Annotated in this window: 20 protein-coding genes and 1 pseudogene; 12 read left to right on the plus strand and 9 right to left on the minus strand. The window is 72.5% G+C overall.

Features of this window, described 5'->3' with window-relative positions; genetic code table 11:
• Positions 1-3: 3 nt before the first annotated feature.
• The gene (locus tag HB370_RS20530) at positions 4-3294 is read right to left on the minus strand and encodes a BTAD domain-containing putative transcriptional regulator (RefSeq protein ID WP_030780901.1); all 3291 of its coding nucleotides are present in this window, start codon (positions 3292-3294) and stop codon (positions 4-6) included.
• 240 nt (positions 3295-3534) lie between these two features.
• Here HB370_RS20530 and HB370_RS20535 point away from each other — a divergent pair, with 240 nt between their 5' ends.
• The 4 genes from HB370_RS20535 (at position 3535) to HB370_RS20550 (ending at position 7948) form a co-directional block, all read left to right on the plus strand.
• On the plus strand, positions 3535-4077 hold the full coding sequence (locus HB370_RS20535) for an SDR family oxidoreductase (RefSeq protein ID WP_030780898.1): 543 nt from the start codon (positions 3535-3537) through the stop codon (positions 4075-4077).
• 214 nt (positions 4078-4291) lie between these two features.
• On the plus strand, positions 4292-5536 hold the full coding sequence (locus HB370_RS20540; protein ID WP_030780895.1) for an MFS transporter: 1245 nt from the start codon (positions 4292-4294) through the stop codon (positions 5534-5536).
• A gap of 110 nt (positions 5537-5646) precedes the next feature.
• Positions 5647-6495 carry an alpha/beta hydrolase gene (locus HB370_RS20545; protein WP_051815586.1) on the plus strand — a complete coding sequence of 283 codons (849 nt, stop codon included), beginning with the start codon at positions 5647-5649 and terminating at the stop codon, positions 6493-6495.
• Positions 6496-6724: 229 nt separating this feature from the next.
• The gene (locus HB370_RS20550; RefSeq protein WP_030780887.1) at positions 6725-7948 is read left to right on the plus strand and encodes an LLM class flavin-dependent oxidoreductase; all 1224 of its coding nucleotides are present in this window, start codon (positions 6725-6727) and stop codon (positions 7946-7948) included.
• Between the two features lie 163 nt (positions 7949-8111).
• Here the strand turns inward: HB370_RS20550 and HB370_RS20555 are convergent, their stop codons facing one another.
• The gene (locus tag HB370_RS20555; RefSeq protein ID WP_030780884.1) at positions 8112-8801 is read right to left on the minus strand and encodes a DUF5324 family protein; all 690 of its coding nucleotides are present in this window, start codon (positions 8799-8801) and stop codon (positions 8112-8114) included.
• A gap of 210 nt (positions 8802-9011) precedes the next feature.
• On the opposite strand from HB370_RS20555, the gene HB370_RS20560 reads away from it, so the two are divergent.
• Positions 9012-9542, plus strand: a complete 531-nt coding sequence (locus tag HB370_RS20560) for a peptidylprolyl isomerase (RefSeq protein ID WP_030780882.1) — start codon at positions 9012-9014, stop codon at positions 9540-9542.
• Between the two features lie 131 nt (positions 9543-9673).
• Positions 9674-10561, plus strand: a complete 888-nt coding sequence (locus tag HB370_RS20565; RefSeq protein ID WP_030780877.1) for a rhomboid family intramembrane serine protease — start codon at positions 9674-9676, stop codon at positions 10559-10561.
• Positions 10562-10851: 290 nt separating this feature from the next.
• Here the strand turns inward: HB370_RS20565 and crgA are convergent, their stop codons facing one another.
• A complete protein-coding gene (gene crgA / locus HB370_RS20570; RefSeq protein ID WP_030609281.1) occupies positions 10852-11106 on the minus strand; it encodes a cell division protein CrgA in 255 nt (84 codons plus the stop codon).
• 152 nt (positions 11107-11258) lie between these two features.
• On the opposite strand from crgA, the gene HB370_RS20575 reads away from it, so the two are divergent.
• The 6 genes and pseudogenes from HB370_RS20575 to HB370_RS20600 all read left to right on the plus strand — a co-directional run bounded on the left by HB370_RS20575 (position 11259) and on the right by HB370_RS20600 (position 15474).
• The gene (locus HB370_RS20575) at positions 11259-12047 is read left to right on the plus strand and encodes a DUF881 domain-containing protein (protein WP_030780874.1); all 789 of its coding nucleotides are present in this window, start codon (positions 11259-11261) and stop codon (positions 12045-12047) included.
• Between the two features lie 2 nt (positions 12048-12049).
• Positions 12050-12249 (plus strand): annotated as a pseudogene (locus tag HB370_RS41965) (class E sortase); the annotation flags it as partial.
• Positions 12250-12302: 53 nt separating this feature from the next.
• Positions 12303-12464, plus strand: coding sequence for a hypothetical protein (locus HB370_RS20585; RefSeq protein ID WP_030609287.1), 162 nt, complete (start codon positions 12303-12305; stop codon positions 12462-12464).
• On the plus strand, positions 12461-13102 hold the full coding sequence (locus HB370_RS20590) for an aminodeoxychorismate/anthranilate synthase component II (RefSeq protein ID WP_030780871.1): 642 nt from the start codon (positions 12461-12463) through the stop codon (positions 13100-13102). Before HB370_RS20585 ends, HB370_RS20590 begins: the two co-directional genes overlap by 4 nt.
• Before the next feature lie 473 nt (positions 13103-13575).
• Complete coding sequence (locus HB370_RS41970; protein ID WP_030780868.1) at positions 13576-14700, plus strand: class E sortase; 1125 nt, start codon at positions 13576-13578, stop codon at positions 14698-14700.
• 27 nt (positions 14701-14727) lie between these two features.
• The gene (locus tag HB370_RS20600; RefSeq protein WP_030780864.1) at positions 14728-15474 is read left to right on the plus strand and encodes a class E sortase; all 747 of its coding nucleotides are present in this window, start codon (positions 14728-14730) and stop codon (positions 15472-15474) included.
• A gap of 67 nt (positions 15475-15541) precedes the next feature.
• Here the strand turns inward: HB370_RS20600 and pknB are convergent, their stop codons facing one another.
• From pknB to HB370_RS20630, 6 genes are all read right to left on the minus strand, one after another.
• Positions 15542-17557 (minus strand): Stk1 family PASTA domain-containing Ser/Thr kinase, encoded by a 2016-nt coding sequence (gene pknB, locus HB370_RS20605; RefSeq protein ID WP_030780861.1) that lies wholly within the window; start codon positions 17555-17557, stop codon positions 15542-15544.
• A 206-nt stretch (positions 17558-17763) separates the two neighbouring features.
• Complete coding sequence (locus tag HB370_RS20610; RefSeq protein ID WP_030780858.1) at positions 17764-19248, minus strand: penicillin-binding protein 2; 1485 nt, start codon at positions 19246-19248, stop codon at positions 17764-17766.
• Entirely contained in the window at positions 19245-20687 is a 1443-nt protein-coding gene (locus HB370_RS20615) for an FtsW/RodA/SpoVE family cell cycle protein (protein ID WP_030780855.1), read from the minus strand. The genes HB370_RS20610 and HB370_RS20615 overlap by 4 nt, the downstream gene beginning before the upstream one ends.
• Before the next feature lie 27 nt (positions 20688-20714).
• The gene (locus HB370_RS20620) at positions 20715-22415 is read right to left on the minus strand and encodes a Stp1/IreP family PP2C-type Ser/Thr phosphatase (protein WP_208974423.1); all 1701 of its coding nucleotides are present in this window, start codon (positions 22413-22415) and stop codon (positions 20715-20717) included.
• Positions 22416-22555: 140 nt separating this feature from the next.
• Entirely contained in the window at positions 22556-23095 is a 540-nt protein-coding gene (locus tag HB370_RS20625) for an FHA domain-containing protein (protein WP_030780850.1), read from the minus strand.
• Positions 23096-23105: 10 nt separating this feature from the next.
• Positions 23106-23972 (minus strand): DUF3662 and FHA domain-containing protein, encoded by an 867-nt coding sequence (locus HB370_RS20630; RefSeq protein ID WP_030780848.1) that lies wholly within the window; start codon positions 23970-23972, stop codon positions 23106-23108.
• Positions 23973-24164 lie beyond the last annotated feature (192 nt).

The raw sequence follows: 24164 nt of genomic DNA on the forward strand, positions 1-24164 counted from the left end.
GGGCTACCGGCGGACGCCCTCCAGCGCCGGCGCCGCCTCGCGCAGGGCCTGCTCGGGGGTCAGGAGGCTGCCGGTGGTGAAGGAGCGGGTGAAGGCCGCGCCGCCCAGGGTGGCACGGGCCGCCCGCTCGACGCGGTCCACGTCGGTGCGCTCGGCCGGGGGGAGCGGCGCGCCCACGCTGCGCCGGGCCGCGTCGGCCGCGCCGAGCAACAGGGCCGCGCAGGCCGCCGCCGAAGGGGTGCCCCGCAGGGCCGCCGCGCCGGCCAGGCCCTCCAGGGACAGCGCGAGCGCCCGCGGCTCGTCTATCGCGCGGGCCACGTCCAGGCCGCGCAGATGGTGTGCCGCGGCCGTGCCGGCGTCGCCGCGCAGTTCGGCGACGAAGCCCAGCTCGGCCAGCACCAGATGATCGCCGGCCTGCGAGGACACATCGGCGTACCCCTCGCGCAGATGCCGCAGGTGTGCCTCGGCGGCATCGAGGTCGCCGGCGCGGCGGGCGCCGAGCGCGAGGCCCATCTCGGCGTGGATCTCGCCGTATTTGTAGCCCTGTTCGGCGGCGCTGCGCCGGGCCTGTTCGTGCAGGTCGCGGGCGCGGTCCCAGTCGTGGGCCAGCAGCGCCAGGCGGCCCAGGCCGGACAGCCGGGCCGACACCTCGGCAGCGAGGCCCAGTTCGCGGGCGATCCGCAGCCCTTCGTACTGGCGGTCGGCGGCCTCCTCGTACTCGCCCTTGATCTCCGCGAGCGCCGCCAGCGGTGACACCGTCTGGAGTTCGCCCCAGCGATCGCCCAGTTCGCGGAAGAGCGCGGCGCTGCGCCGGCCGTCGCGGCCCAGCCCGGCGAGGTCGCCGCGGACCAGCGCGAGCGTGGCCCGCAGACCGAGCGCGGCGGCGGTGCCCCACGGGTCGTCCGCCGTGGCGAACAGCGTCAGCGCCCGGTCGTTCAGCTCCCCGCTGTCGGCCACCGCGCCCGCGCTGAACAGGCCGTACGCGCACAGCCACAGCGAACGGGCCCGCCGTACCGGGTCGGGCCCGGCGGTGCCGTCGGCGCGGGCGGAGCCGGCGGGCAGGGCCGTGTCGTCGGGGAGGGCGGTGGCCGGGTCGCGGTCTCCGGTGAGCAGGGCGAACGCGGCGTGCAGCAGCGTGAGTTCGCGGCGGTCGGCGGCCGTCGTGGTGTCCAGTACCGCGCGCAGGCTGCGGCGGGCCTGGGCGAGCCGGCCGCGCAGCAGCCACCACCAGGCCAGCGCGGTGGCCAGCCGTGCCGCCTGGGCCGGGTCCCCGGCGGCGGCGCGCCGTACGGCCTCGTCCAGGGCGGAGCGCAGATTGCCGGACTCGGCGTCGAGCCGGACCAGCCAGGACCGCTGCCCGGGGCCGCGCAGCTCGGGTTCGGCGCGTTCGGCGAGCGCGAGGTAGTGGCGCAGATGCCGGTCGCGTACGGCGGCGAGGTCCTCCATCTCGTGCAGCCGCTCGGTGGCGTACGCGGCGACGGACTCCAGGAGCCGGTAGCGCGGGCCGGTGGGCCCGGCCACGACCACCACCAGGGACCGGTCGACCAGCCGCGTCACCAGGTCCGGCACCTCGGCGCAGGACACCCCGTCGCCCGCGCACACCGCCTCGGCCGCCTCCAGGTCGCAGCCGTCGCTGAACGCGGCCAGCCGGCGCAGCACGATGCGCTCCGGCGCGCTGAGCAGCTCCCAGCTCCAGTCGATCACCGCGCGCAGGGTCTGCTGGCGCTCGGGCGCGCCGCGCCGCCCCGAGGTGAGCAGCCGGAACCGGTCGCCGAGCCGGGCCGCCAGTTCGCGCACGCCCAGCGCGCGGACCCGGGTCGCGGCGAGTTCCAGGGCGAGCGGGATGCCGTCCAGGCGGCGGCAGATCTCGGTGACGGCGGCGCGCTCGGAGTCGTCGCAGGCGTCTGGGGCGAGCGGGAAGCCGGGGGCCGCGGCGGCGGCACGCTGGGTGAACAGCCGTACCGCGTCGTCGGTGGGCAGCGGCTCGACCAGGAACACCTCCTCGCCCGGCAGGCCCAGCGGCTCCTGGCTGGTGGCCAGCACACGCAGGCCGGGCGCGGTGCGCAGGAGCAGGGTGGTGAGGTCGGCGGCGGCGTCCACGACGTGCTCGCAGTTGTCGAGGACGAGCAGGGTGCGGCGGTCGCGCAGGACGGCGGCCAGGTGGTGCGCGGGGGACCGGGTGCCGGTGCCGGAGACGGGTACGGCGGAGGGCGCGTGGTCGCTGATGCCGAGGGACGCGGCGACGACCTGGGCGAGATCGGCGACGGCCCCGCCGCGGACGCCGGAGAACTCCACGAACCAGGCGCCGTCGGGGAGTTCGGGTGCCTGGGTGAGGAGCGCGTCGGCCGCCGCCACCGCCAGCCGTGTCTTGCCCACGCCGCCGGGGCCGGTCAGGGTCACCAGGCGGGCCGCGCCGAGGAGTCCGGTCACCCGGTCGAGCGCGTCGCGGCGGCCGATGAGGGGAGTGAGGGACGCGGGCAGGTTGGAGGGGGCGGGCTTGGGGGGCGCGGCGGGTGCCTCGGGTTCCCTGGGAGCGGCTTCGGCGGGGCGTGGCGCGACCGTGAGCGCGGGGTCCTGGCGGAGCACCGCCTGGTGCAGCGCGGCGAGTTCGGGGCTCGGTTCGACCCCCAGGTCGGCCACCAGCCGGGCGCGCAGGTCCTCGTAGGCCGCGAGGGCCTCGCTCTGCCGGCCCGCCGCGTACAGCACCCGTATCTGCAGCGCGCGCAGCCGTTCCCGCAGCGGGTGCCGGGCCACCAGGTCGGCCAGCTCCCCGGCGAGGAGCACGTGTTCGCCGGCCGCCAGGCGGGCCTCGGCCTGCTCCTCCAGCACCGACAGCCGCTGGTCGGTCAGGCGCTGTGCCGCCGCGCGCGCGAACTCCTGGTCGGCGAAGTCGGCGTAGGCCGGTCCGCGCCACAGTCCGAGGGCCTCGGTGAGCAGCGCGGCCCGGTCGTCCGGGGCCTCGACGGCACGGGCCCGGTCCACCAGGGCGCGGAACCGTACGGCGTCCACCTCGTCGGTGTCGTCCAGCCGCAGCCGGTAGCCGGCCGGCTGGAGCTGGACCCGGTCCCGGCCCAGCACCCGGCGCAGCTGGGAGACCTTGGCCTGGAGGGCGCCGGCGGGCCGGCCCGGCGGGCGGTCGCCCCACAGGTCGTCGATCAGCCGGTCCGCGGGGACCGGTCCGCCGTCGTGGGCGAGCAGGTCGGCGAGCAGCGCCCGGACCTTCGCCTCGGGAACCCTGACGGCCACCCCCTCGTCGTCCCACACCGTCAGTGGGCCGAGCACCCCAAACCGCATGCGCGTCACTGTACGTCACGGTGTCGATCCGGTGGGGTGTCCGCCCGGCCGGGCGCCGCCCACCAGCGGTTTCGCCGGTCACCGGTGCTCCTGGCTGCCGGCCGTGAGCCGTACGTCAGCCCGTCCGGGGCGGGCCGTGAGCCGGCCGTAAGCCGTTCCGAAGGTTTCCCGAAGCGCCCGGGCGCAAGGTCGTTTCCACCGAGCCGTTGGGGCAGGTGCGGCGCAGGAAGAGGAAGCAGCATGACCAAGTACGCGGGCCGGACGGCCGTGGTCGTCTCAGAGGCCACCGCCATCGGACTGGCCGTGGCCAAGCGTCTGGTGGAGGGCGGCGCCCACGTCGTGCTGACCGCCCGCACCACGAAGGAGCGGGACCGGCTGGGCGGGGAACTGGGCTCCGCCGCCCGGGTCGTCGCCCCCTCCGACGTGACCGCCTGTCTGGGGCCCGGCGGTGTCGTCGACCTGCTGTTCGCGGATGCCGTGGCCACCGCCCGGCCGCTGCTGCCGCGGCTCAGGGACGGCGGCGCGGTCGTGCTGATGACCCAGGCCCCCTCGCCCGCCGCCGTGCACGCGCTGGCCGGCGAGCTGGTCTCCCGGGGCATCCGCGTCAACGCCGTGGCGCCGGGCTGTATCGAGGCGCCGGGCGGCAACGGGGCGCCCCTGCCGCCCCTGGGCCGCCTCGGCGCCGCCGAGGAGGTGGCCCGGGCCGCGCTCTTCCTGGCCACCGACGCCACGTTCACCACCGGGGCCCGCCTGCCGGTCGACGGAGGACTGACCCGGCCATGACGACGTACCGGACCCGGCCGAGGGGGCGTACGCCACGGCGGGCGTACCCGCGGACCCGGCCATGACGGCGTACCGCACCCGGCCGGCGAGCCGGACTCCACGGCGGGCGTACCGGCGGTCCCGGCCGACGATCCCCGGCCGCCCGCGCACCCGGACCCCCGGCCCCGCCCCGAGCGTTCACCCACTCCGTCCCCGAACCCCTGGAGCACATTCCATGAGCACCACACCCGATACCGCGGCCGGTTCGCCCGTGCGGACCGGCGCCGAGGCGAGCCCGGCGGGCGCCGGCGAGCAGCAGAAGCTGCCCATGTTCGCCCTGCTGGCCCTCGCGACCGCCGTGTTCATCACGAGCCTCACCGAGACCCTGCCCGCCGGTCTGCTCCCGGCGATGAGCGACGACCTGCACGTGAGCGAGTCCGCGACCGGGCAGACGGTCACGATCTACGCCCTCGGCACCGCGCTGACCGCGATCCCGCTGACCGCGGCGACCGCCGGCTGGCGGCGCAAGCGGCTGCTGCTGACCTCCATGGCCGGCTTCGCCGTCGCCAACACCGTCACCGCGCTGTCGTCCCTGTACGGGCTGACGATGGCGGCGCGCTTCGTCGCCGGTGTCGCGGCGGGCCTGGCCTGGGCGCTGCTCGCCGGGTACGCGCGCCGGCTGGCCCCGGTGCCGCTGCAGGGCCGGGCCATCGCGGTGGCGATGGCGGGCGTCCCCGTCGCCCTCTCCCTCGGTGTGCCCGCCGGCACCTTCCTGGGCAAGGTGACCGACTGGCGCGTGGCGTTCCTCGCGATGACCGCGCTGACCGTCGTCCTGCTGGCGTGGATCGCCGCCGCCGTACCGGACCACCCGGGCCAGGAGCGCGGCGAGCGGCCGAAGATGCTGCACGCCCTGCGGGTGCCCGGCGTGGTGCCGGTGCTGTTCGTGACGCTGGTCTTCGTCCTGGCGCACACCATCATCTACGCGTACATCGCCACCTTCCTCGACGACCTCGGCATGGGCGGCAACACCGACCTGGTGCTGCTGGTCTTCGGCGCCGCCTCGCTGGCCGGCATCTGGATCGTCGGCGCGCAGATCCACCACCGGCTGCGCGTGCTGACGATCGCCAGCTCGCTGCTGGTCGCGGTGTCCGCAGCGGTGCTGGCGGTGCTCGCCGACCAGACCGCGTTCGTCTACCTCGCGGCCGTGCTGTGGGGCTTGGGCTGGGGCGGGGTGCCGACCCTGCTGCAGACCGCGGCCGGTGACGCGGGCGGCGAGAAGGCGGCCGACGCGGCCCAGGCCATGCTGGTGACGCTGTGGAACGTCGCCATGGCGGGCGGCGGTGTCATCGGCGGTGTGCTGCTCGACCTGACCGGCAGCGACTCGCTGCCGTGGAGCGTGCTGCTGCTGATGCTGCCGGTGATCGCCGTCGTCGTCCTCGCCCGCGGCCACGGCTTCCCCGCCAAGCGCCCGGTGGCGTAGGCGCGGCGTACGGCGGCGGGGACGGCCGGCTCTCCCCGCCGTACCGGCCTCTCTTCTTTCTCGCCGCCACCCCTTGTTCACCACCCTTGTCATCACCGGAGTGCGGAGCCATGACCGAAGAGACCGGACCGACCGAGACCGCCGAGACGCCGAAGCCGGTGCAGCAGCTGCTGCACCACGTCGAGTTCGGCTCCGGTACACCCGTGGTGCTGCTGCACGGCTACACCATCGACCACCGGCTCCTGCTGCCGCTGGAACCCGTGTTCGCCGCGCGCCGCGGCTGGCGGCGGCTCTACGTCGACCTGCCCGGCTCCGGGCGCTCGCCCCGGCTGACCGGGCCGGTCACGGCGGAGGCCATGGGCGAGGCGGTGCTGCGGTTCGTGGACAAGGTGGTCGGCGACGAGCCGTTCGCGGTCGTGGGCATCTCCTACGGCGGCCAGCTCGCCCGCCATCTGGTCGCCGAGCGCGGCCCGCAGGTGCTGGGCACCGCGCTGATCGCCCCGCTGGTCAAGCCGGACGGGGAGCGGACACTGCCCGAGCGGCAGGTGCGGGCCCGGGACGAGGCGCTGCTGGCCGCGCTCGACCCGGCCGACCGCGAGGTGTTCACGAGCATCGCGCTGTACCAGGACGACGCCGGCTGGAACGCCTTCCGCGACCATGTGCTGCCCGGCTTGCGCGCCCACCACCGCGAGGACGCCGCCGAACTGCTCAAGGCGTTCCTGCTCCGGCAGGCCCCGGAGTCCCGCTTCGAGGCGCACGAGGGCACGCACCTGGTGGTGACCGGACGTCAGGACCACATGGTCGGCTGGCGGGACCAGCTGGAGCTGCTCGACCACTATCCGCGCGCCACCTACGCGGTCGTCGACGGCGCCGGGCACAACGTCCACCTCGACCAGCCGGACACCGTGCACGGGCTGCTGGGCAACTGGCTCGACACTCTGACGGCACAACGCGACTGATCAGACGCCGCACCGGCCTCCCGAGCGGACCGCCGAAGGCATTCCCCGGCCTTCGGCGGTCATCGCGGCCGGCGCGTTCGTCCGGCCCGGTGCCGACCGCTTCGCCCACGGAGAAGGGCGTCCACCGGCGCGACCGCACCGGCCCCGCACGACCACACCGGACCGCCCCCGCACGACCACCCGGGCCCGCCGCCCGCCCGGAGCGCACCCTCGTACCGAAGGAGACCCCGTGACCGCACCTCCGCTGCACCTCGCCGTCGCCCTGGACGCCGCCGGCTGGCACCCGGCGGCCTGGCGCGCCGAGGACGCCTGCCCCACCGAGCTGTTCGGCGCGGACTACTGGACGGACCTGGTCATCGAGGCCGAGCGCGGCCTGCTGGACTTCGTCACCTTCGAGGACGCGCTCGGCTTGCAGTCGGCCGCCTTCCACCGGCCCGACGACCGCACCGACCAGGTCCGCGGCCGCCTGGACGCGGTGCTGCTGGCGGCCCGGGTGGCGCCGCTGACCACGCACATCGGGCTGGTCCCGACCGCGAACGTCACCCACACCGAGCCGTTCCGCATCTCCGCCGGCATCGCCACCCTGGACCACGCGAGCACCGGCCGGGCCGGCCTGCGTCCGCAGATCGCCTCGCGTGCCGCCGACGCCACCCACTTCGGCCGCCGTACCACCCCGCAGCTCACCGACGAGGACGTGCGCGACCCGGAGCGGATCGGCCGGCGCCTGAGCCCGCTGTTCGACGAGGCCGCCGACGCGGTGGCGGCCGCCCGGCGGCTGTGGGACAGCTGGGAGGACGACGCCGAGATCCGCGACGCCGCCACCAGCGGCTTCGTCGACCGCGGCAAGGTCCCCCACATCTACTTCGAGGGCGAACGCCTCAGCGTCCGCGGCCCCGCGACCGTCCCGCGCCCGCCGCAGGGGCAGCCACCGGTGATGAGCCTGGCGCACGCCAGCGTGCCGTACGAGTTCGCGGCGCGCGTCGCCGACGCCGTGTGGGTCACCCCGCACGACCGGGCCGGAGCGGCGGCGATCCTCGCCCAGGTGGACGCGGCCGTGCGGCGCTCCGGCCGGGACACCCGCGCCCGGCCGTTGCTGCGGTTCGCGGAGGTCCTGGTCTTCCTGGACGTCGAGCCGGGCGCCGCCGCCCGCCGCAAGGCCCGCCTGGACGACCTGGACGGCGCCGAACTCGGCTCCGACGCCGAGGTGTTCACCGGCACCCCCGGTGAACTGGCCGATCTGCTGCTGGACTGGCGCGAGGCCGGGCTGGACGGCTTCCGGCTGCGCCCCGGCGCGCTGCCGCACGATCTTCTGGAGATCACCTGCGGCCTGGTGCCGGAGCTCCAGCGGCGCGGGGTGTTCCGAACGGCGTACGACGCGACGACCCTGCGGGGCCACCTGCGCCTGCCGCGTCCCGCAAGCCGCTCCGCGCGGGCAGGCCGAACCGACCTGTGAGGGCGCATGATCTCCGCGCCCCTGAGAAGACGACCGCGGCCGCCTTCCCGGCCGCCGGCCTGTTCATCGCCTGCATGAACCAGGTGATCACCGCGTACGCCACACGCTGACACGGCGGAGCCTCCGCCGCTCCGGCGGAGGCTCCCCGAGCGGGGACGGGGCTTTAGGGCTCGTCCTCCTGGTCGGCCTGCTTGGCCTGCACCTCGGGGTCGAGTTCGCCGGGCTCGGTGCCGTCCACGGAGGCGATCCGGGGCGAGTCGGCGGGGACCTCGGTGGCGGCGGGCGGCTCGACCAGCCAGTCGGGGTTGGCCTGCTTGTCCCACCACTTCCAGGCCGCGAAGGCGCCGCCCGCCAGGACGGTCAGCACCGCGCACACCTTTACGGTCCGGCCGGTGCGGGACCGCCGCTCCTGGCGCCGGACCAGCTTCTGGATGTCCTCGGCCGAGACCTGTCCGCGCAGCGCGGCCATCGCGGCGGCACCGCGCGCGGCGGCCTCGTCGCGCACGGGCGCGGCCGCGGCCACCGCCTGCTCGATCTTCGGACGCGAGTACAGAGCGGCCTGCCGGGCCGCCTTGCGGGCGCGCAGGGCGGCCTCCTGGGCGGCGAGGTCGACCTTCGGCGGCACATGGGTGAGCGCCTGCTCCAGGCGGGGGGCGAGCCGGGCGTCGTACTGCACGCGGGCCTGCTCCGCGGCCTGCGTCACCTTGGGCGCCAGCCGTACGCGTGCCTCCTGCGCGTAGTACGCGGCACGCTCCTTGGCCGTGTCGGCGTAAGGCGCCACCACTTCCGCGGCGTGCAGCACGCTGTCCTTCGCCGAGCCGGTCGCGGCGCGCACGCTGTCAATGCGGGTCACGGGTTCCTCCTCCTCGGTGGCGTACGGTATTTCGACTTTCCACCCTTTTACGGATCATGCCTGCCCGGGGCCGGTGCGGCACGCGCGGGCGGGCATATGGGTGCCGACGGCTCCTCCCGGCGCGATCCGGGCGGTGGCGGCCGGGCGTCGGGCGGGCGGGAGCGTGGAAGGATCGGAGCACCGCGGCGGAACGACGACGGAAGGCGGACCGTGGCCGAGCAGCTCTACGCCACCCTGAAGACCTCTCTCGGTGACATCGAGATCCGGCTCTTTCCGCTGCACGCGCCCGTCACGGTCAGAAACTTCGTGGAACTGGCGCGCGGCGAGCGCGAGTGGACCCATCCCGGCACCGGCGTGCGCAGCAGGGACCCGCTCTACGACGGCACGGTCTTCCACTCGGTGATGGAGGGCTTCATGATCCAGGGCGGCGATCCCCTGGGCAACGGCCTCGGCGGCCCCGGCTACGGCTTCGAGGACGAGTGCCATCCCGACCTGGCCTTCGACACGCCGTACCTGATGGCGATGGCCAGCGCCGGCCCGGGCACCAACGGCTCGCAGTTCTTCATCACCGTCACCCCGAGCACCTGGCTGAACGGCAAGCGCACCATCTTCGGCGAGGTCAGCACCCCGGCCGGCCGCAAGGTCGTGGACGCCATCGCGCGCGTGCCGACCGGACGCAACGACCGCCCGCTGGCCGACGTCGTGCTCCGCACGGTGCTGATCGAGACCCGCGAGGAGTGAACGGCGCTCGCCCCGGACCGCTCACGCGGGGAACGCGGGGAACGCGGGGAACCGCACAGCGCGCTCGTCCGTAAGGATGAAGGGGGCAGGATGGTGCCCTCAGGCACGGACACGACGAGCAAGGGGATCTGATGGAGCAGGCCGCAGGGAGCGCGCAGGACGCCCACAGCGCGCCCGGGTGCTACCGGCACCCGGACCGCGAGACCGGCGTGCGCTGCACCCGCTGTGAACGCCCCATCTGCCCCGAGTGCATGGTCAGCGCCTCGGTCGGCTTCCAGTGCCCGGACTGCGTCCGCGGCGGCACCGGCGAGGGCCCCGCCCCGCAGGCGTCCCGCCCGCGCACGCTCGCCGGCGGCACGGTCACGGCCGACCCCCGGCTGCTCACCAAGATCCTGATCGGGATCAACCTCGCGATGTTCGTCGCGATCAAGGCCGACCCCTCGTTCCTGTACGACGTCGTGCTCTACGGCGGCCTGCCCGAGAAGCCCTTCACGCCGACGTCGGGCGTGGCCGGCGGCGAGTGGTACCGCTTCGTGTCGTCGATGTTCGCGCACGAGGAGTACTGGCACATCGGCTTCAACATGCTCAGCCTGTGGTGGGTCGGCGGCCCGCTGGAGGCGGCCCTCGGCCGGGCCCGCTATCTGGCGGTGTACTTCGTCTCCGGGCTGGCCGGCGGCGCGCTGACCTATCTGCTTGCCGATCCGGCGGCCGCCTCGCTCGGTGCCTCGGGCGCGCTCTACGGCCTCTTCGGCGCCACCGCCGTGCTGATGCGCCGGCTCAACTACGACATGCGTCCGGTCATCGCGCTGCTGGTGATCAACCTGATCTTCACCTTCAACGGGTCCCTGCACATCGCCTGGCAGGCGCACATCGGCGGGCTCGTCGCCGGTGTCGTCACCGGGTACGCGATGGTGCACGCCCCGCGCGAGCGGCGGGCGCTGGTGCAGTACGGCACCTGTGCCGTGGTCCTGGCGCTGGCCTTGGCGCTCGCGTTGATCAGGACCGCCCAGCTCACCTGACCGGGCTGGGGAACACGCTGTCCCCGAACCGTTGTCCACAGCTTGTGCCCGATCTTGTGCACACGGTGCGGGCACAGCTGTGCCCCCTGCCGCTCGGATGTGTTTCCGCAGGTGAGGCAGGGGGCGAACAGATGTCTGGGGGATGTTGGACCAGTCACACCGGCGTCAACATCCGGCAGGTTATCCACAGATCGTCGTTCTTTTTCCCCACTGTGGACAACGGCTGTGGATAACTCAGTGGATAACCCTGGGCAGAGCTGTGCGCGGGGCTATGTCCCCTGCCGCCGGGGCTACTTCCACTGCGTGGAGACACCGAACCCGGCGGCGATGAAGCCGAAGCCGACCACGATGTTCCAGTTGTCCAGGCTGTCGACGGGCAGCGAGCCGTCCGTCACATAGAAGACGACGATCCAGGCCAGGCCGATCAGGAACATGGCCAGCATGACCGGTGCGACCCAGGCCCGGTTGGTCAGCCTGATGGCCTGCGCCTGCTTCGCCGGCGGCGGCGTGAAGTCGGCCTTCTTGCGGATACGTGACTTCGGCACGAGGGTCTCTCCTGTCGATGCGCTGCGTGGCCGCGCAGGGAACTGGGTCGGGCTCGGGGCAGCGTACAAGGGGCCAACATGACGACTCTGTGTGCTCCCCCGGGCGTCCGTTAGCGTAGTGCTTCCGTGGCGCCGAAGGAGATAAGGGTACGTTGAGCAATTCTGCCGACTCCCCCGCGACGGGAGCAACGGGCTCCGGTCCCGCCCGCAGGCCGCGCCCCCGACCGGTGCGGATCCTCACGGCTGCCGTCTTCGCCCTCGCCGGACTGATCTTCTTCACCAGCTTCGACACGGCCAAGGGCACCGACATCCGCCAGGACGCCTCCCTGCTGAAGCTGTCCGACCTGATCCAGGAGCGCAGCCGCAAGAACAAGGGGCTGGACGAGTCCAACGCCACCCTGCGCGACAGCGTGGAGTCGCTGGCCGAGAGCGACGACGGCAGCACCAAGGCCGAGGACGACAAGCTCAGCGGACTGGAGAAGAACGCGGGCACCCAGGAACTGACCGCCAAGGCCGTCACCGTCACCCTGAACGACGCCCCGCCCGACGCCACCGCCAAGCTCCCCGGCTACCCCGAGCCGCAGCCCGACTACCTGGTCATCCACCAGCAGGACCTCCAGGCCGTGGTGAACGCGCTGTGGCAGGGCGGCGCCAAGGGCATCAAGGTCATGGACCAGCGGCTGATCTCCACCAGCGCGGTGCGCTGCGTCGGCAACACCCTGATCCTCCAGGGCCGCGTCTACTCGCCCCCGTACAAGATCACGGCGGTCGGCGACCCGGACCGGCTCAAGCAGGCCCTCGCGGACAGCAGGGCCATCCAGACCTACATGGTCTACGTCAACGTCTACGGCCTCGGCTGGAAAGTCACCGACGACGGCACGGTGACTCTTCCCGGCTACTCCGGCACAGTGGACCTGCACTACGCGAAGCCAGTGGGGTAGCCGTCCGTCAGACCGGCAACTTCGCGGTCGCCGGCCACCGGCGCACCTACGGCGACCCCTTCGACAAAGGGCCGTACCGGACCGTGCCGACGGACCGACGTGCGACCCGGAGTGGGGCCACAGCCACCGGCTGATCGTGCGGGCGCATCTCGATGCCCCCCAGCCTGTGGACAACGGCCGGCCGGAGGCCCTGCGCCGCTAGTCTGGTGACGTACGGCGTGGGTCTGGTGCCGTAGGGGATACGGAAGGGACGGCATGTACGGCTGGATCTGGCGGCATCTGCCGGGGAACGCGTGGGTGAAGGCGCTCATCTCGCTCGTACTGATCCTGGCCGTGGTCTACGTCCTCTTCCAGTACGTCTTCCCGTGGGCCGAGCCACTGCTGCCCTTCAACGATGTGACGGTGGACAACCAGTGAGTGCGCGGATTCTCGTCGTCGACAACTACGACAGCTTCGTCTTCAACCTCGTGCAGTACCTGTACCAGCTGGGTGCGGAGTGCGAGGTGCTGCGCAACGACGAGGTGACGACCTCGCACGTCCGTGGGGGAGGTTTCGACGGCGTGCTGCTCTCCCCCGGGCCCGGGACGCCCGAGGAGGCGGGCGTGTGCGTGGACATGGTCCGGCACTGCGCGGCCACCGGCGTGCCGGTCTTCGGGGTGTGCCTCGGCATGCAGTCGATGCAGGTGGCCTACGGCGGCGTGGTCGACCGGGCGCCCGAGCTGCTGCACGGCAAGACCTCGCTGGTCGAGCACGAGGGCAAGGGCGTCTTCGCCGGGCTGCCCAGCCCCTTCACGGCGACCCGCTACCACTCCCTGGCCGCCGAACCGGCCACGGTCCCGGCCGAGCTGGAGGTGACCGCCCGCACCCGGGACGGCATCATCATGGGCCTGCGGCACCGGGAACACCGCGTCGAGGGCGTGCAGTTCCACCCCGAGTCGGTGCTGACCGAGCACGGTCACCGGATGCTGGCCAACTGGCTCGCGGAGTGCGGTGACCACGAGGCCGTGGCGCGGTCGGCGGGACTCGCCCCGGTGGTGGGCAGGGCCACGGCGTGACCGCGCTGCGCCCCGAGCGCGAGGACGTGTACGGCGGCGGCAGCCCGTACGAGCCCTCCGCCGGTGCGCGGCCGCACCCGAGCGGCCGCCCCGCCGGGCAGCCCGCCGACCCGCCGACGGCCCCCCTGCCCCCACTGACGGACGACGCTCGGACAGCCCCGCTGCCCCGGGACACGGACGAGCCGCGTACCGCGCGGCCGCCCCGGGCGACCGAGGAGCCCCGGAGAGTGCCGCAGCCCCCGGCGACCGCCGGCCCCGGGAGCGCTCCGGGCCGGCGGGTGACCGGGCAACCCCCGGCCGCTCCGTTGCCCCGGATCGCGGACGAGCCCTTGACGGCTCCGCTGCGCCGGGTGACCGGGGAGTCCGGGAGGGCGCCGCGGCCCCCGGCGTCCGCCGGTCGCGGGGGCGCGCCGGATCCCTGGGCGCCCGGGGAGCCCCGCACCGCTCCGTTGCCCCGGGTCGTGGAGGAGCCCTTGACGGCTCCGTTGCGCCGGGTGACCGGGGAGTCCGGGAGGGCGCCGCGGCCCCCGGCGGCACCCGGCCCCGGGAGCGCGCCGGGCCCCCGGGCGACCGAGGACGCCCTGACCGCCCCGATGCCCCGGATCACGGACGAGCCGCGTACCGCGCGGCTGCCCCGGGTGACGGACGAGCCCCCGGCGGCTCCTTTCCCGCCCGTCGACGACGAGACGATGGCGCTGCGGGTGGTGCCGGCGGGGGAGCCCGTGGGCGCCTCTGCGGCCTCCCCGGGCCCGGCCGCCTCCCCCGTCACACCGGGCGGCCGTGCGGCCCGCAGGAAGGCCGCCAAACGGCGTGGCGGGCGCCGGACCGGTGCCGGCCCCCGGACGACCACGGCACCCCCCGCCGAACGGGACCCGCAGCGCCCCCTGACCCGGGTCGAGGCCCGGCGCCAGGCCCGGCTGCGCAAGCCCAGCCCGGCGACCCTGGCGAGCCGGGCCATCGGCGAGCTGTTCATCACCACCGGCGTGCTGATGCTGCTGTTCGTCACCTACCAGCTGTGGTGGACCAACGTCCGCGCGCACGCGCAGGCCGGCAACGCCACACACCGGCTCCAGGACGACTGGGCCAGCGGCAAGCGCAGCCCCGGAGTCTTCGAGCCGGGCCAGGGCTTCGCCATCCTGCACATCCCCAAGCTGGACGTGGTCGCCCCCATCGCGGAGGGGATCAGCAACAAACGGGTCCTCGACAAGGGCATGGTCGGCCACTACGGCGAGGCCCCGCTGAAGACGGCGATGCCCCAGGACAGGACCGGCAACTTCGGTCTCGCGGCGCACCGCAACACGCACGGCGAGCCGTTCCGGTACATCAACCGGCTCTCGCCGGGCGACGCGGTCGTGGTCGAGACGCAGGACACCTACTTCGTGTACCAGGTCACCTCCTCGCTCCCGGTGACCTCGCCGTCCAACGTCAGCGTGCTGGACCCCGTCCCGCCGGGCTCCGGCTTCACCCGCCCCGGCCGCTACATCACCCTCACCACGTGCACACCGGAGTTCACCAGCAAGTACCGGCTGATCGTCTGGGGCAAGATGGTCCAGGAACGCCCGCGAGCCAAGGGCAAGCCGGACGCGCTCATCGAGTAGGGCTCACCGAGTAGGGGCAGAGGAACTGTGGCAGCGACCGCCGACGAGACCGAAGAGACCACGGACGCGCCCGGACCGGCCCCGCGCCGCCGGCGCCCCGGCCGGATCGCCCTGGCGGTCAGCGTCTTCGGTGAACTCCTCATCACGGCGGGCGTGCTGCTCGGCCTGTTCGTCGCCTACTCGCTGTGGTGGACGAACGTGATAGCGGACCGCAAGGCGGACCAGAAGGCCGACAAGGTCCGCGAGCACTGGGCGCGGCAGAAGGACGCGGGCCCGGGGGCGCTCGACACCGGTGACGGCATCGGCTTCCTGCACGTGCCGGCGATGCACAACGGCGAGGTGCTGGTCGAGAAGGGCACCGGCTCGGACGTCCTCAACGACGGCGTGGCCGGTTACTACACGCAGCCGGTCAAGGCGACGCTGCCCACCTCCGGCAAGACCGGCAACTTCACCCTCGCCGCGCACCGGGACGGCCACGGTGCGAAGTTCCACAACATCGACAAGCTGGAGAAGGGCGACCCGATCGTCTTCGAGACCCGGGACGAGTGGTACGTCTACAAGGTCTACTCGATCCTGCCCGAGACCTCGAAGTACAACGTCAAGGTCCTCACCGCGGTCCCCGGCGGATCCGGCCGGAAGAAGCCCGGCCACTACATCACCCTGACGACCTGCACCCCGGTCTACACCTCCCGCCACCGCTATGTGGTCTGGGGCGAACTGGTCCGGACGGAGAAGGTCGACAGCGAGCGCACCCCGCCGGCGGAACTGCGCTGACACCGGCCCGGAACGGCGCGTGGCCCCGCCGGGCATCCCGGCGGGGCCACGCGGAGGCGGGGAGGGGTCAGTTGCCCCAGCCGCCGCCGAAGAAGTCCGTCCCGTCGCCGTCACCGTTGTTGTTGTCGCCGTTGCCGTTGCCGTTGCCGCGGCCGAACGCGACCGTGGTCAGCGTGACCGTCGTGCCGTTCGGGTCGGCCTGGCTGTTCGGCTGCGGGTCCTGCTGGGTGACGAGCGCGTTGTCGTCACCGGAGCTGCCGGGCGCGAACTGGATGTTGTTGAAGCCGGCCTGCTGAAGCATCTGCCGGGCCTCCTTCACCCGCCGGCCGACGACACCCGGCACCGACGACTGCTGCTGCTGGGCCTTGCCGACGCTGATCACCACATTGGTGTTCTTGACGACCTGCTGGCCCGCCGCCGGGTTGGTGTTCTGCACCTTGCCGTCCTGGGCGGGATCGGTGACCGGCGTCTCGGTGCAGCTCGGCACCAGACCCTGGGCCTGGAGCGTGGCCTTCGCCTCGTCACAGGACTTGCCGGTGACGTCGGGAACCGCGATCTTCTCCTCCGGCTTGGCGACCGTGAGGGTGATCGTGGTGCCCTTCTCCTTGCTGACGCCCGGCTCCGGGTCCTGGGTGATGACGACGCCCGGCGTGCGGTCCGACACCTCCAGCTTCTTGTCGACCTCGAAGCCCTTCTCCTTGAGCTGGGACTCCGCCTGGTCGAACTGGGCCCCGCGCACGTCCGGCACCTGGACCTTGGGCGCGCCCGTGGAGATCACCAGGCTGACCGTGCTGTTCTTGTCGACCTTCTCGCCCTGCGGCGGGTCCTGCGAGCACACGTTGCCGGTGGCCTGGTCCTCGCACTCCTTCTTGCTGATCGACACCTTGAGGTCGACGTTGGCGGCCATCTTCTCGGCCGTCTTCTGCGGCTGGCCCACGAACGCCGGCACGGGCACCTTGCCGTCGTTCCCCTTCTTGTCGCCGAAGGCGTACATGCCGATCAGGATCGCGCCGACCAGCACCAGCAGGCCGGCGATCACCAGCAGGACCGTGCCGGTGCTGGACTTCTTCTTCTGCTGGCGGCGGCGGTCCGGGCGGTCGTCGTAGCCGTAACCGCCGTCATCGGGGTTCATCGGCGGCAGCACGGTGGTCGCGCCCGCGTCCGCGCGCAGCGCGGTCGTCGCCTGCTCCTCGGGGTAGCCGCCGTAGCCCACCGCGCCCAGCGCGGCGGTGGCCGCGACCGGCTGGCCGTCCAGGCACGCCTCGATGTCGGCGCGCATCTCGTCGGCCGACTGGTAGCGGTAGTTCGGGTCCTTGACCAGCGCCTTGAGGACGATCGCGTCCATCTCGGGCGTGATCTCGGGGTCGAAGACCGAAGGGGGCTGGGGCTCCTCGCGCACGTGCTGGTAGGCCACGGCCACCGGGGAGTCGCCCACGAACGGCGGCCGTACCGTCAGCAGTTCGTAGAGGAGGCAGCCGGTCGAGTACAGGTCCGAGCGGGCGTCGACCTGCTCGCCCTTGGCCTGCTCCGGGGAGAGGTACTGGGCGGTGCCGATGACCGCGGCCGTCTGGGTCATGGTCATGCCGGCGTCGCCCATGGCGCGGGCGATGCCGAAGTCCATCACCTTGACCTGGCCGTTGCGGGTCAGCATGACGTTGGCCGGCTTGATGTCCCGGTGGACGATGCCGCTGCGGTGCGCGTACTCCAGGCCCTGGAGGATGCCGATGGTCATCTCCATCGCCCGCTCGGGCAGCAGCTTGCGACCGGAGTGCAGCAGCTCGCGCAGCGTGGAGCCGTCGACGTACTCCATCACGATGTACGGGATGGAGACCCCGTCGATGTAGTCCTCGCCCGTGTCGTAGACCGCCACGATCGCGGGATGGTTGAGCGAGGCGGCCGACTGGGCCTCCCGGCGGAACCGGGCCTGGAAGGACGGGTCGCGCGCGAGGTCCGCGCGCAGCGTCTTCACCGCCACGGTGCGGCCGAGCCGGGTGTCGTGCGCGAGGTAGACCTCGGCCATGCCACCGCGGCCGAGCACCTGGCCCAGCTCATACCGGCCGCCGAGGCGACGCGGCTCTTCCATAGCTACCTACCAGCCCTCTCCGTCGGTCTCGGCCGCGCCCCTGTGCGCGGCCGGAGGCGCTGCCGTCCGGGCCTACCGTACCCGGCTCGCTCTGTGTGACCTGGCCAAGCCCGTAACCCGATACAGGACCGGTATCGCAACGTGCGACGATGTGGAAAACGTGTGAGCGGCCTCACTTGGGGGGCCGCGTCACCCGCGGGGGCCCGTCACTTCTTGGCGTTGACGACCGCCTCCATGACGTTCTTCGCGATCGGCGCGGCCAGGCCGCCACCGGAGATGTCGTCGCGGTTGGCGCTCTCGTCCTCGATCACCACGGCCACCGCCACCGGCGAGCTGCCGTCGGGCAGCTTGGCGTAGGAGATGAACCACGCGTACGGGTTCTCGCTGTTCTCCACGCCGTGCTGGGCGGTACCGGTCTTGCCGCCGACCTTGACCCCGTTGATCCGCGCGTTCGTACCGGTGCCCTTCTCGACCACCGTCTGCATCATGTCCTGCAGGATCTGCGCGTTCTTCGGCGACAGCGGCCGGCTCAGCTCCTCCGGCTCGGTCTTGGCGACCTCGTCCAGGTTGGAGGACTGGAGCGTGTCGACCATGTACGGCTTCATCAGCTTGCCGTCGTTGGCGACCGCCGAGGCCACCATCGCCATCTGCAGCGGGGTCGCGGCGGTGTTGTACTGGCCGATGGAGGACAGCGCGGTCTGCGACTGGTTCATGTCGTCGGAGAACACCGAGGCGGTGGCGCGGACCGGGGTGAACTGCTCGGAGTCGAAGCCGAACTTCTTCGCCTCCTCCAGCATCTTGTCGTTGCCGAGGTCGGAGCCGATCTTGCCGAAGACGGTGTTGCAGGAGTACTGGAGCGCGACCCGCATGGTCGCGTTCTCGCACGGGATGTTGCCCTCGTTCTTCAGCTCGGTCCGGGTGCCCGGCATGATCCACGGCAGCGGCGTCTCGGTCCGCTCGTCGGCCGAGGTGTACTTGCCGTTCTCCAGCGCGGCGGCGGCCGTGACCACCTTGAAGGTCGAGCCCGGCGGGTAGGTCTCGCGCAGCGCCCGGTTCAGCATCGGGTCGTCGGGGTTGTATTTCTTCTGGAGCTTCTTCCAGGCCGCCGCGTCGTCGTCGGTGTTGCCCGCGAAGGACGAGGGGTCGTACGACGGGTAGGAGGCCAGCGCCAGGATCTTGCCCGTGGACGGCTCCAGCGCGACCACCGCGCCCTTGCCGCCCTGCTTCTTCAGGCCGTCGAACGCGGCCTTCTGCGCGGCGGCGTTGAGCGTGGTGACGACGTTGCCGCCCTGCTGCTCCTTGCCGGTGATCATGTCCAGGGTCTTGCGGAAGAACAGCCGGTCGTCGTTCCCGGTGAGGATGCCGTCCTCGATGGACTCCAGCTGGGTGGCGCCGAAGGCCTGCGAGGCGTAACCGGTGACCGGCGCCCACATGGGGCCGTTCTTGTACGTCCGCTTGTACTTGAGATCGTTCAGACCGCTCTTGCTGGTCTCGGTGGACCCGGTGATCGGATCGCCGCCGACGATGATGTCGCCGCGCGGGTTGGCGTAGCGGGCGATCGTCACACGACGGTTCTTCGGGTCGTCCTTGAGGCTGTCGGCCCTGACGTACTGGAGGTAGTTGTCCCGCAGCAGCAGGGTCAGCACGAGCAGGCCGCAGAAGATCGCGATGCGGCGCAGGGGCTTGTTCATGACGGGCGGACCACCTGGGTCATCTCGGCGTCGGGGCTGCTCGCGGGGGCGGGCGCCGGGCGGCGGGCGGTGTCGCTGATCCGGATCAGGATGCCGATCAGCGCCCAGTTGGCCAGCACGGACGAACCACCGTACGCGAGGAACGGCATGGTCATACCGGTCAGCGGGATGAGGCCCATGACACCGCCGGCCACCACGAAGACCTGGAGGGCGAAGGCACCGGACAGGCCGATGGCGAGCAGCTTGCCGAACGGGTCGCGGGCGGCGAGGGCGGTGCGCACACCGCGCTCCACGATCAGACCGTAGAGCAGCAGGATCGCCATGACGCCGGCCAGGCCCAGCTCCTCGCCGAAGGTGGCGAGGACGAAGTCGGAGTTGGCGGCGAACCGGATCAGGTCCGAGTGGCCCTGCCCCCAGCCGGAGCCGAGGGTGCCACCGGAACCGAAGGCCCACAGGGCCTGCTGGAGCTGCTCGGAGTGGCCGCCCACGCCCTGGCGGCTGAGGGTGTACTCCCTCATCGGGTCGAGCCAGGACTGGACGCGGCTCTTCACGTGCGTCTCGACGCTCGCCACACCGACCGCGCCGACCGCGGACATCAGCAGACCGAAGACGATCCAGCTGGTCCGCTCGGTGGCGACGTACAGCATGATGACGAACATTCCGAAGAACAGCAGCGAGGTGCCGAGGTCCGTCTCGAAGACCAGGATGAGGATCGAGATCGCCCAGACGACCAGGATCGGCCCGAGGTCGCGGCCGCGCGGCAGGTACAGGCCCATGAAGCGGCGGCTGGCGAGGGCCAGGGCGTCGCGCTTGACCATCAGATAGCCGGCGAAGAAGACGGCGAGGACGATCTTGGCGAACTCACCGGGCTGGAGGGAGCCGAGACCGGGGATGTTGATCCAGATCTTCGCGCCGTAGATGTTGGCCCCGAGGCCCGGCACCAGCGGCAGGATGAGCAGCACCAGGGCGCTGAACATGGAGATGTAGGTGTAGCGCTGGAGGACGCGGTGGTCCTTCAGGAAGATCAGCACCACGACGAACAGCGCGATGCCGAGCGCGGTGTACAGCAGCTGGCGGGGCGCGGCCGTGACGAAGTTGGGCAGTGACTGGAGCAGCTTGGACTGGTCCAGCCGCCAGATCGCGACCAGTCCCAGCCCGTTGAGCAGGGTGGCCAGCGGCAGCAGCAGCGGGTCGGCGTACGGCGCGAACTTCCGTACGGCGAGATGGGCGACGCCGGCCAGCAGCCCGAGGCCCAGGCCGTAGCTGAGCAGCCCGGAGGGGACCTGGTCGCTGATGGCCAGGCCCACGTTGGCGTAGGCGAACACCGGGATGGCCACGGCGAAGACCAGCAGGGCCAGCTCGGTGTTGCGGCGGCTCGGCGCGCCGATGGCGCCGATCGTGGACGTGTGATGCGTCGGCGAATTCGTAGAACTGCTCATCGTGTGACGGGGCCTCTCACGGCTTGCCTACTGCTTACCGCACAGCGAGACGACCTTCTGCTCATCCTCCGAGAGAGTGGGGCCGGGGCTGGGGGTCGCGGACGGGGTCGTGGACGGAGACTTCGAAGGGACCGCCGGGGTCGTCTTCGAGGCCGACGGATTCGGGGCCGGGGTGGCCTTCGTGACGAGGGAGACCTGGGCGAGGGTGACGACCGGCGTGGCGGGGTCCCCGGAGAACGCGGTCTGCGTGCCCGTGCCCGCGGTGGAGCCGGTACCGGCACCGGTGCCGGTACCCGTGGTGGCGCCGGTACCGGTACCGGTGGTGGCGCCGGTGTCGGTGCCACCGGTTCCGCCGGTGCCCTTGTCGGCGTCGGTGGTCTTGCCCTTGTCGTTCTTCGCGTCGCGCGCGGCCTCGTCCGCGGCCTTGCGCTCGGCCTGCTTCCGGCAGGCGGAGGCCTGCACGGCCAGCTCCTCGACCTTCGTCCGGGCCGCCTGGAGGCCGCCCTCCGCGATCGTGGCCTTCACCTGCTTCTGCTGGTACGGCGGCAGGTACTTGAGTTCGATCTCGGGGTGGTCCTTCTCCACCTCCGACAGCGACACCCAGGCCAGGTCCTGGCTGATCCCGCGGTACAGCGCCACGTGCTCGTCCTTGGCGCCGACGTAGTACTGCGTCTGCGTCCAGCGGTAACCGCCGTACAGGCCGCCGCCCACGACGGCCAGGGCGAGGGCGCCGTACAGGGAGGTCTTCAGCCACCTGCGCGGCTTGCGCTGCTTGGTGAAGTCCTCGTCGCCGTACTCGCCGAAGCCGCCGGCCGGGAGGTAGCCGGTGTCACCCGAGCCGGGCGGCCCGAACTCGCCGCCGCCCTGACCACGCCGGCCCAGGTGGGCGGCGCGGCCGGCCGGGGTCTGCATGATCCCGTTGTCCTGCGGGTGGTGCTGGTTCTCGGCGACCGCGCCGACCACCACCGGCTGGTCGGACAGCTGGCCGGCGAGGGTGTCGCCCTGGTCCAGGTCCAGCACGTCGGCGACGATGACCGTGATGTTGTCGGGGCCGCCGCCGCGCAGCGCGAGCTGGATCAGCTCCTGCACGGTCTCCTGCGGACCCTGGTAGCTGGCGAGGGTCTCCTCCATCGTCTGGTGGGAGACCACCCCGGACAGGCCGTCGGAGCAGATCAGATAGCGGTCGCCGGCGCGGACCTCGCGGATGGAGAGGTCGGGCTCGACGTGCTCGCTGCTGCCGAGGGCGCGCATCAGCAGGGAGCGCTGCGGGTGGGTGGTGGCCTCTTCCTCGGTGATCCGGCCCTCGTCGACCAGCCGCTGCACCCAGGTGTGGTCCTGGGTGATCTGGGTGAGGACGCCGTCGCGCAGCAGATAGGCGCGCGAGTCGCCGACGTGGACCAGACCGAGCCGCTGCCCGGTCCACAGCAGGGCGGTCAGGGTGGTGCCCATGCCCTCCAGCTGCGGGTCCTCCTGGACCATGGCGCGCAGCTGGTCGTTGGCGCGCTGCACGGCGGTGCCGAGGGAGGTGAGGATGTCGGAGCCGGGCACGTCGTCGTCGAGCGGGACGATGGTGGAGATCACCTCGGAGGAGGCGACCTCGCCGGCCGCCTGGCCGCCCATGCCGTCGGCGATGGCCAGCAGGCGCGGGCCGGCGTAGCCGGAGTCCTCGTTGTGCCCGCGGATCATGCCCTCGTGCGATCCGGCGGCGAAGCGCAGTGACAGACTCATGCGCACCTCGCCCGTCGGCTCCGAATGCAGCCGGTCGTGTCGAGCCACACTGCCCACCCTCCGGTCGGGAGCGCGCCGGAGACCGGGTGGCGGCCTGCCGCGGCGTGCTCGCTCCGCTCGCGCTTATTCATGACGTGGCACTACTTCCGCAGCTCGATCGCGGTCTTGCCGATGCGGATCGGCTTGTCCAGCGGGATCGGTGTGGGGGTCGTCAGCCGGGACCGGTCCAGGTAGGTGCCGTTGGTGGAACCGAGGTCCTCGATGATCCACTGGCCGCTCTGGTCCAGGTAGATCCTGGCATGGCGGCTGGAGGCGTAGTCGTCGTCCAGCACGATCGTGGAGTCGTGCGCCCGGCCCAGGGTGATGGTCTGGCCCTGGAGCGCCACGGTGGTGCCGGTCAGTGTGCCCTCGGTCACGACCAGCTTGGTGGGGGCGTTGCGGCCGCGCCGGCCGCCGCCCTGCTGGCCGCGCTGCGGCGGAGGTGCGGCCTGCTGCCGGGCCTGCTGCCGGGTCTGCTGGCGCCCGGACTGCTGCGGCCGGGCCGCCTCCCTACGCGATCCGCGCTGGGTGACGCGCGTACCGAACAGGTCGCTCCGGATGACCTGCACGGCCACGATCACGAACAGCCACAGTACGGCCAGGAAACCCAGCCGCATGACCGTGAGGGTCAGCTCTGACATTGCCCCCGCTTCACCCTTCGGCTTGCCTATAGATAACGGTGGTGCTGCCCACGACGATCCGCGAGCCGTCGCGGAGCGTAGCGCGGGTGGTGTGCTGCCCGTCCACCACGATGCCGTTGGTGGAGCCGAGATCCTGGATCGTCGAGGGCGTTCCGGTCCGGATCTCGCAGTGCCGGCGGGAGACGCCGGGGTCGTCGATCCGCACGTCGGCGTCGGTGCTGCGGCCCAGCACCAGCGTCGGGCGGGAGATCTGGTGGCGGGTGCCGTTGATCTCGATCCAGTAGCGGGTGCGCGCGCCGCTCATCGGCGCCGCGGCGGGCCGCTGGGTGGCGGGCTGCGGATAGCCGTACCCGCCGGGCCGGGCGCCGGGCGGCGGCGTCGACGGCATCGGGGGCGCGCCCGCGGGCGGGGCGGCCGGCGGATAGCCGTAGCCGCCGGGGGCGCTCGCCGCGGGGCGGCCGCCCGCCGGGGCGGGCGGTGCCTGCTGGTCCTGCTGGCTGCTGGAGGACGCCAGGGTGCGCGAGCGCACCCGGTACAGACCGGTGTCCAGGTCGTCGGCCTTCTCCAGATTGACCTTGATCGGGCCCATGAAGGTGTAGCGCTGCTGCTTGGCGTAGTCGCGCACCATGCCGGCCAGCTCGTCGCCCAGCTGCCCGGAGTAGGGGCTGAGGCGCTCGTAGTCCGGCGCGCTCAGCTCCACGATGAAGTCGTTGGGCACGACGGTGCGGTCGCGGTTCCAGATGGTGGCGTTGTTGTCGCACTCCCGCTGGAGCGCTCCGGCGATCTCCACGGGCTGGACCTCGGACTTGAAGACCTTGGCGAAGGTGCCGTTCACCAGACCTTCGAGACGCTGCTCGAACTTCTTCAGGACTCCCATGGGGCACCTCCTCCGTCCCTGCCGTCGTCTTGCCTTGCTCTGTGCCGCTGCCTTGCCGGGGTACTGCCGGGTACTGCTTACTGATCGTATCTACGCGCCCGCCAATCAGCCGGTTCCCCCAGCGGCTCCCCTTCGAACTCCGGGCGCGTGTCCTGCTGCCCCTGGATCGTAGAGGCGGGCGAAGACCAGTGT

This window comes from Streptomyces sp. DSM 40868, from assembly GCF_011820545.1.
Taxonomy (GTDB): domain Bacteria; phylum Actinomycetota; class Actinomycetes; order Streptomycetales; family Streptomycetaceae; genus Streptomyces; species Streptomyces eurythermus.

Excerpts from the sequence above, each read along its gene's own strand:
- HB370_RS20530 (WP_030780901.1), bottom strand. The coding sequence starts at position 3,294 with ATGCGGTTTGGGGTGCTCGGCCCACTGACGGTGTGGGACGACGAGGGG.
- HB370_RS20535 (WP_030780898.1), top strand. The coding sequence starts at position 3,535 with ATGACCAAGTACGCGGGCCGGACGGCCGTGGTCGTCTCAGAGGCCACC.
- HB370_RS20540 (WP_030780895.1), top strand. The coding sequence starts at position 4,292 with ATGAGCACCACACCCGATACCGCGGCCGGTTCGCCCGTGCGGACCGGC.
- HB370_RS20545 (WP_051815586.1), top strand. The coding sequence starts at position 5,647 with ATGACCGAAGAGACCGGACCGACCGAGACCGCCGAGACGCCGAAGCCG.
- HB370_RS20565 (WP_030780877.1), top strand. The coding sequence starts at position 9,674 with ATGGAGCAGGCCGCAGGGAGCGCGCAGGACGCCCACAGCGCGCCCGGG.
- HB370_RS20585 (WP_030609287.1), top strand. The coding sequence starts at position 12,303 with ATGTACGGCTGGATCTGGCGGCATCTGCCGGGGAACGCGTGGGTGAAG.
- pknB (WP_030780861.1), bottom strand. The coding sequence starts at position 17,557 with ATGGAAGAGCCGCGTCGCCTCGGCGGCCGGTATGAGCTGGGCCAGGTG.
- HB370_RS20610 (WP_030780858.1), bottom strand. The coding sequence starts at position 19,248 with ATGAACAAGCCCCTGCGCCGCATCGCGATCTTCTGCGGCCTGCTCGTG.
- HB370_RS20615 (WP_030780855.1), bottom strand. The coding sequence starts at position 20,687 with ATGAGCAGTTCTACGAATTCGCCGACGCATCACACGTCCACGATCGGC.
- HB370_RS20620 (WP_208974423.1), bottom strand. The coding sequence starts at position 22,415 with ATGAGTCTGTCACTGCGCTTCGCCGCCGGATCGCACGAGGGCATGATC.
- HB370_RS20625 (WP_030780850.1), bottom strand. The coding sequence starts at position 23,095 with ATGTCAGAGCTGACCCTCACGGTCATGCGGCTGGGTTTCCTGGCCGTA.
- HB370_RS20630 (WP_030780848.1), bottom strand. The coding sequence starts at position 23,972 with ATGGGAGTCCTGAAGAAGTTCGAGCAGCGTCTCGAAGGTCTGGTGAAC.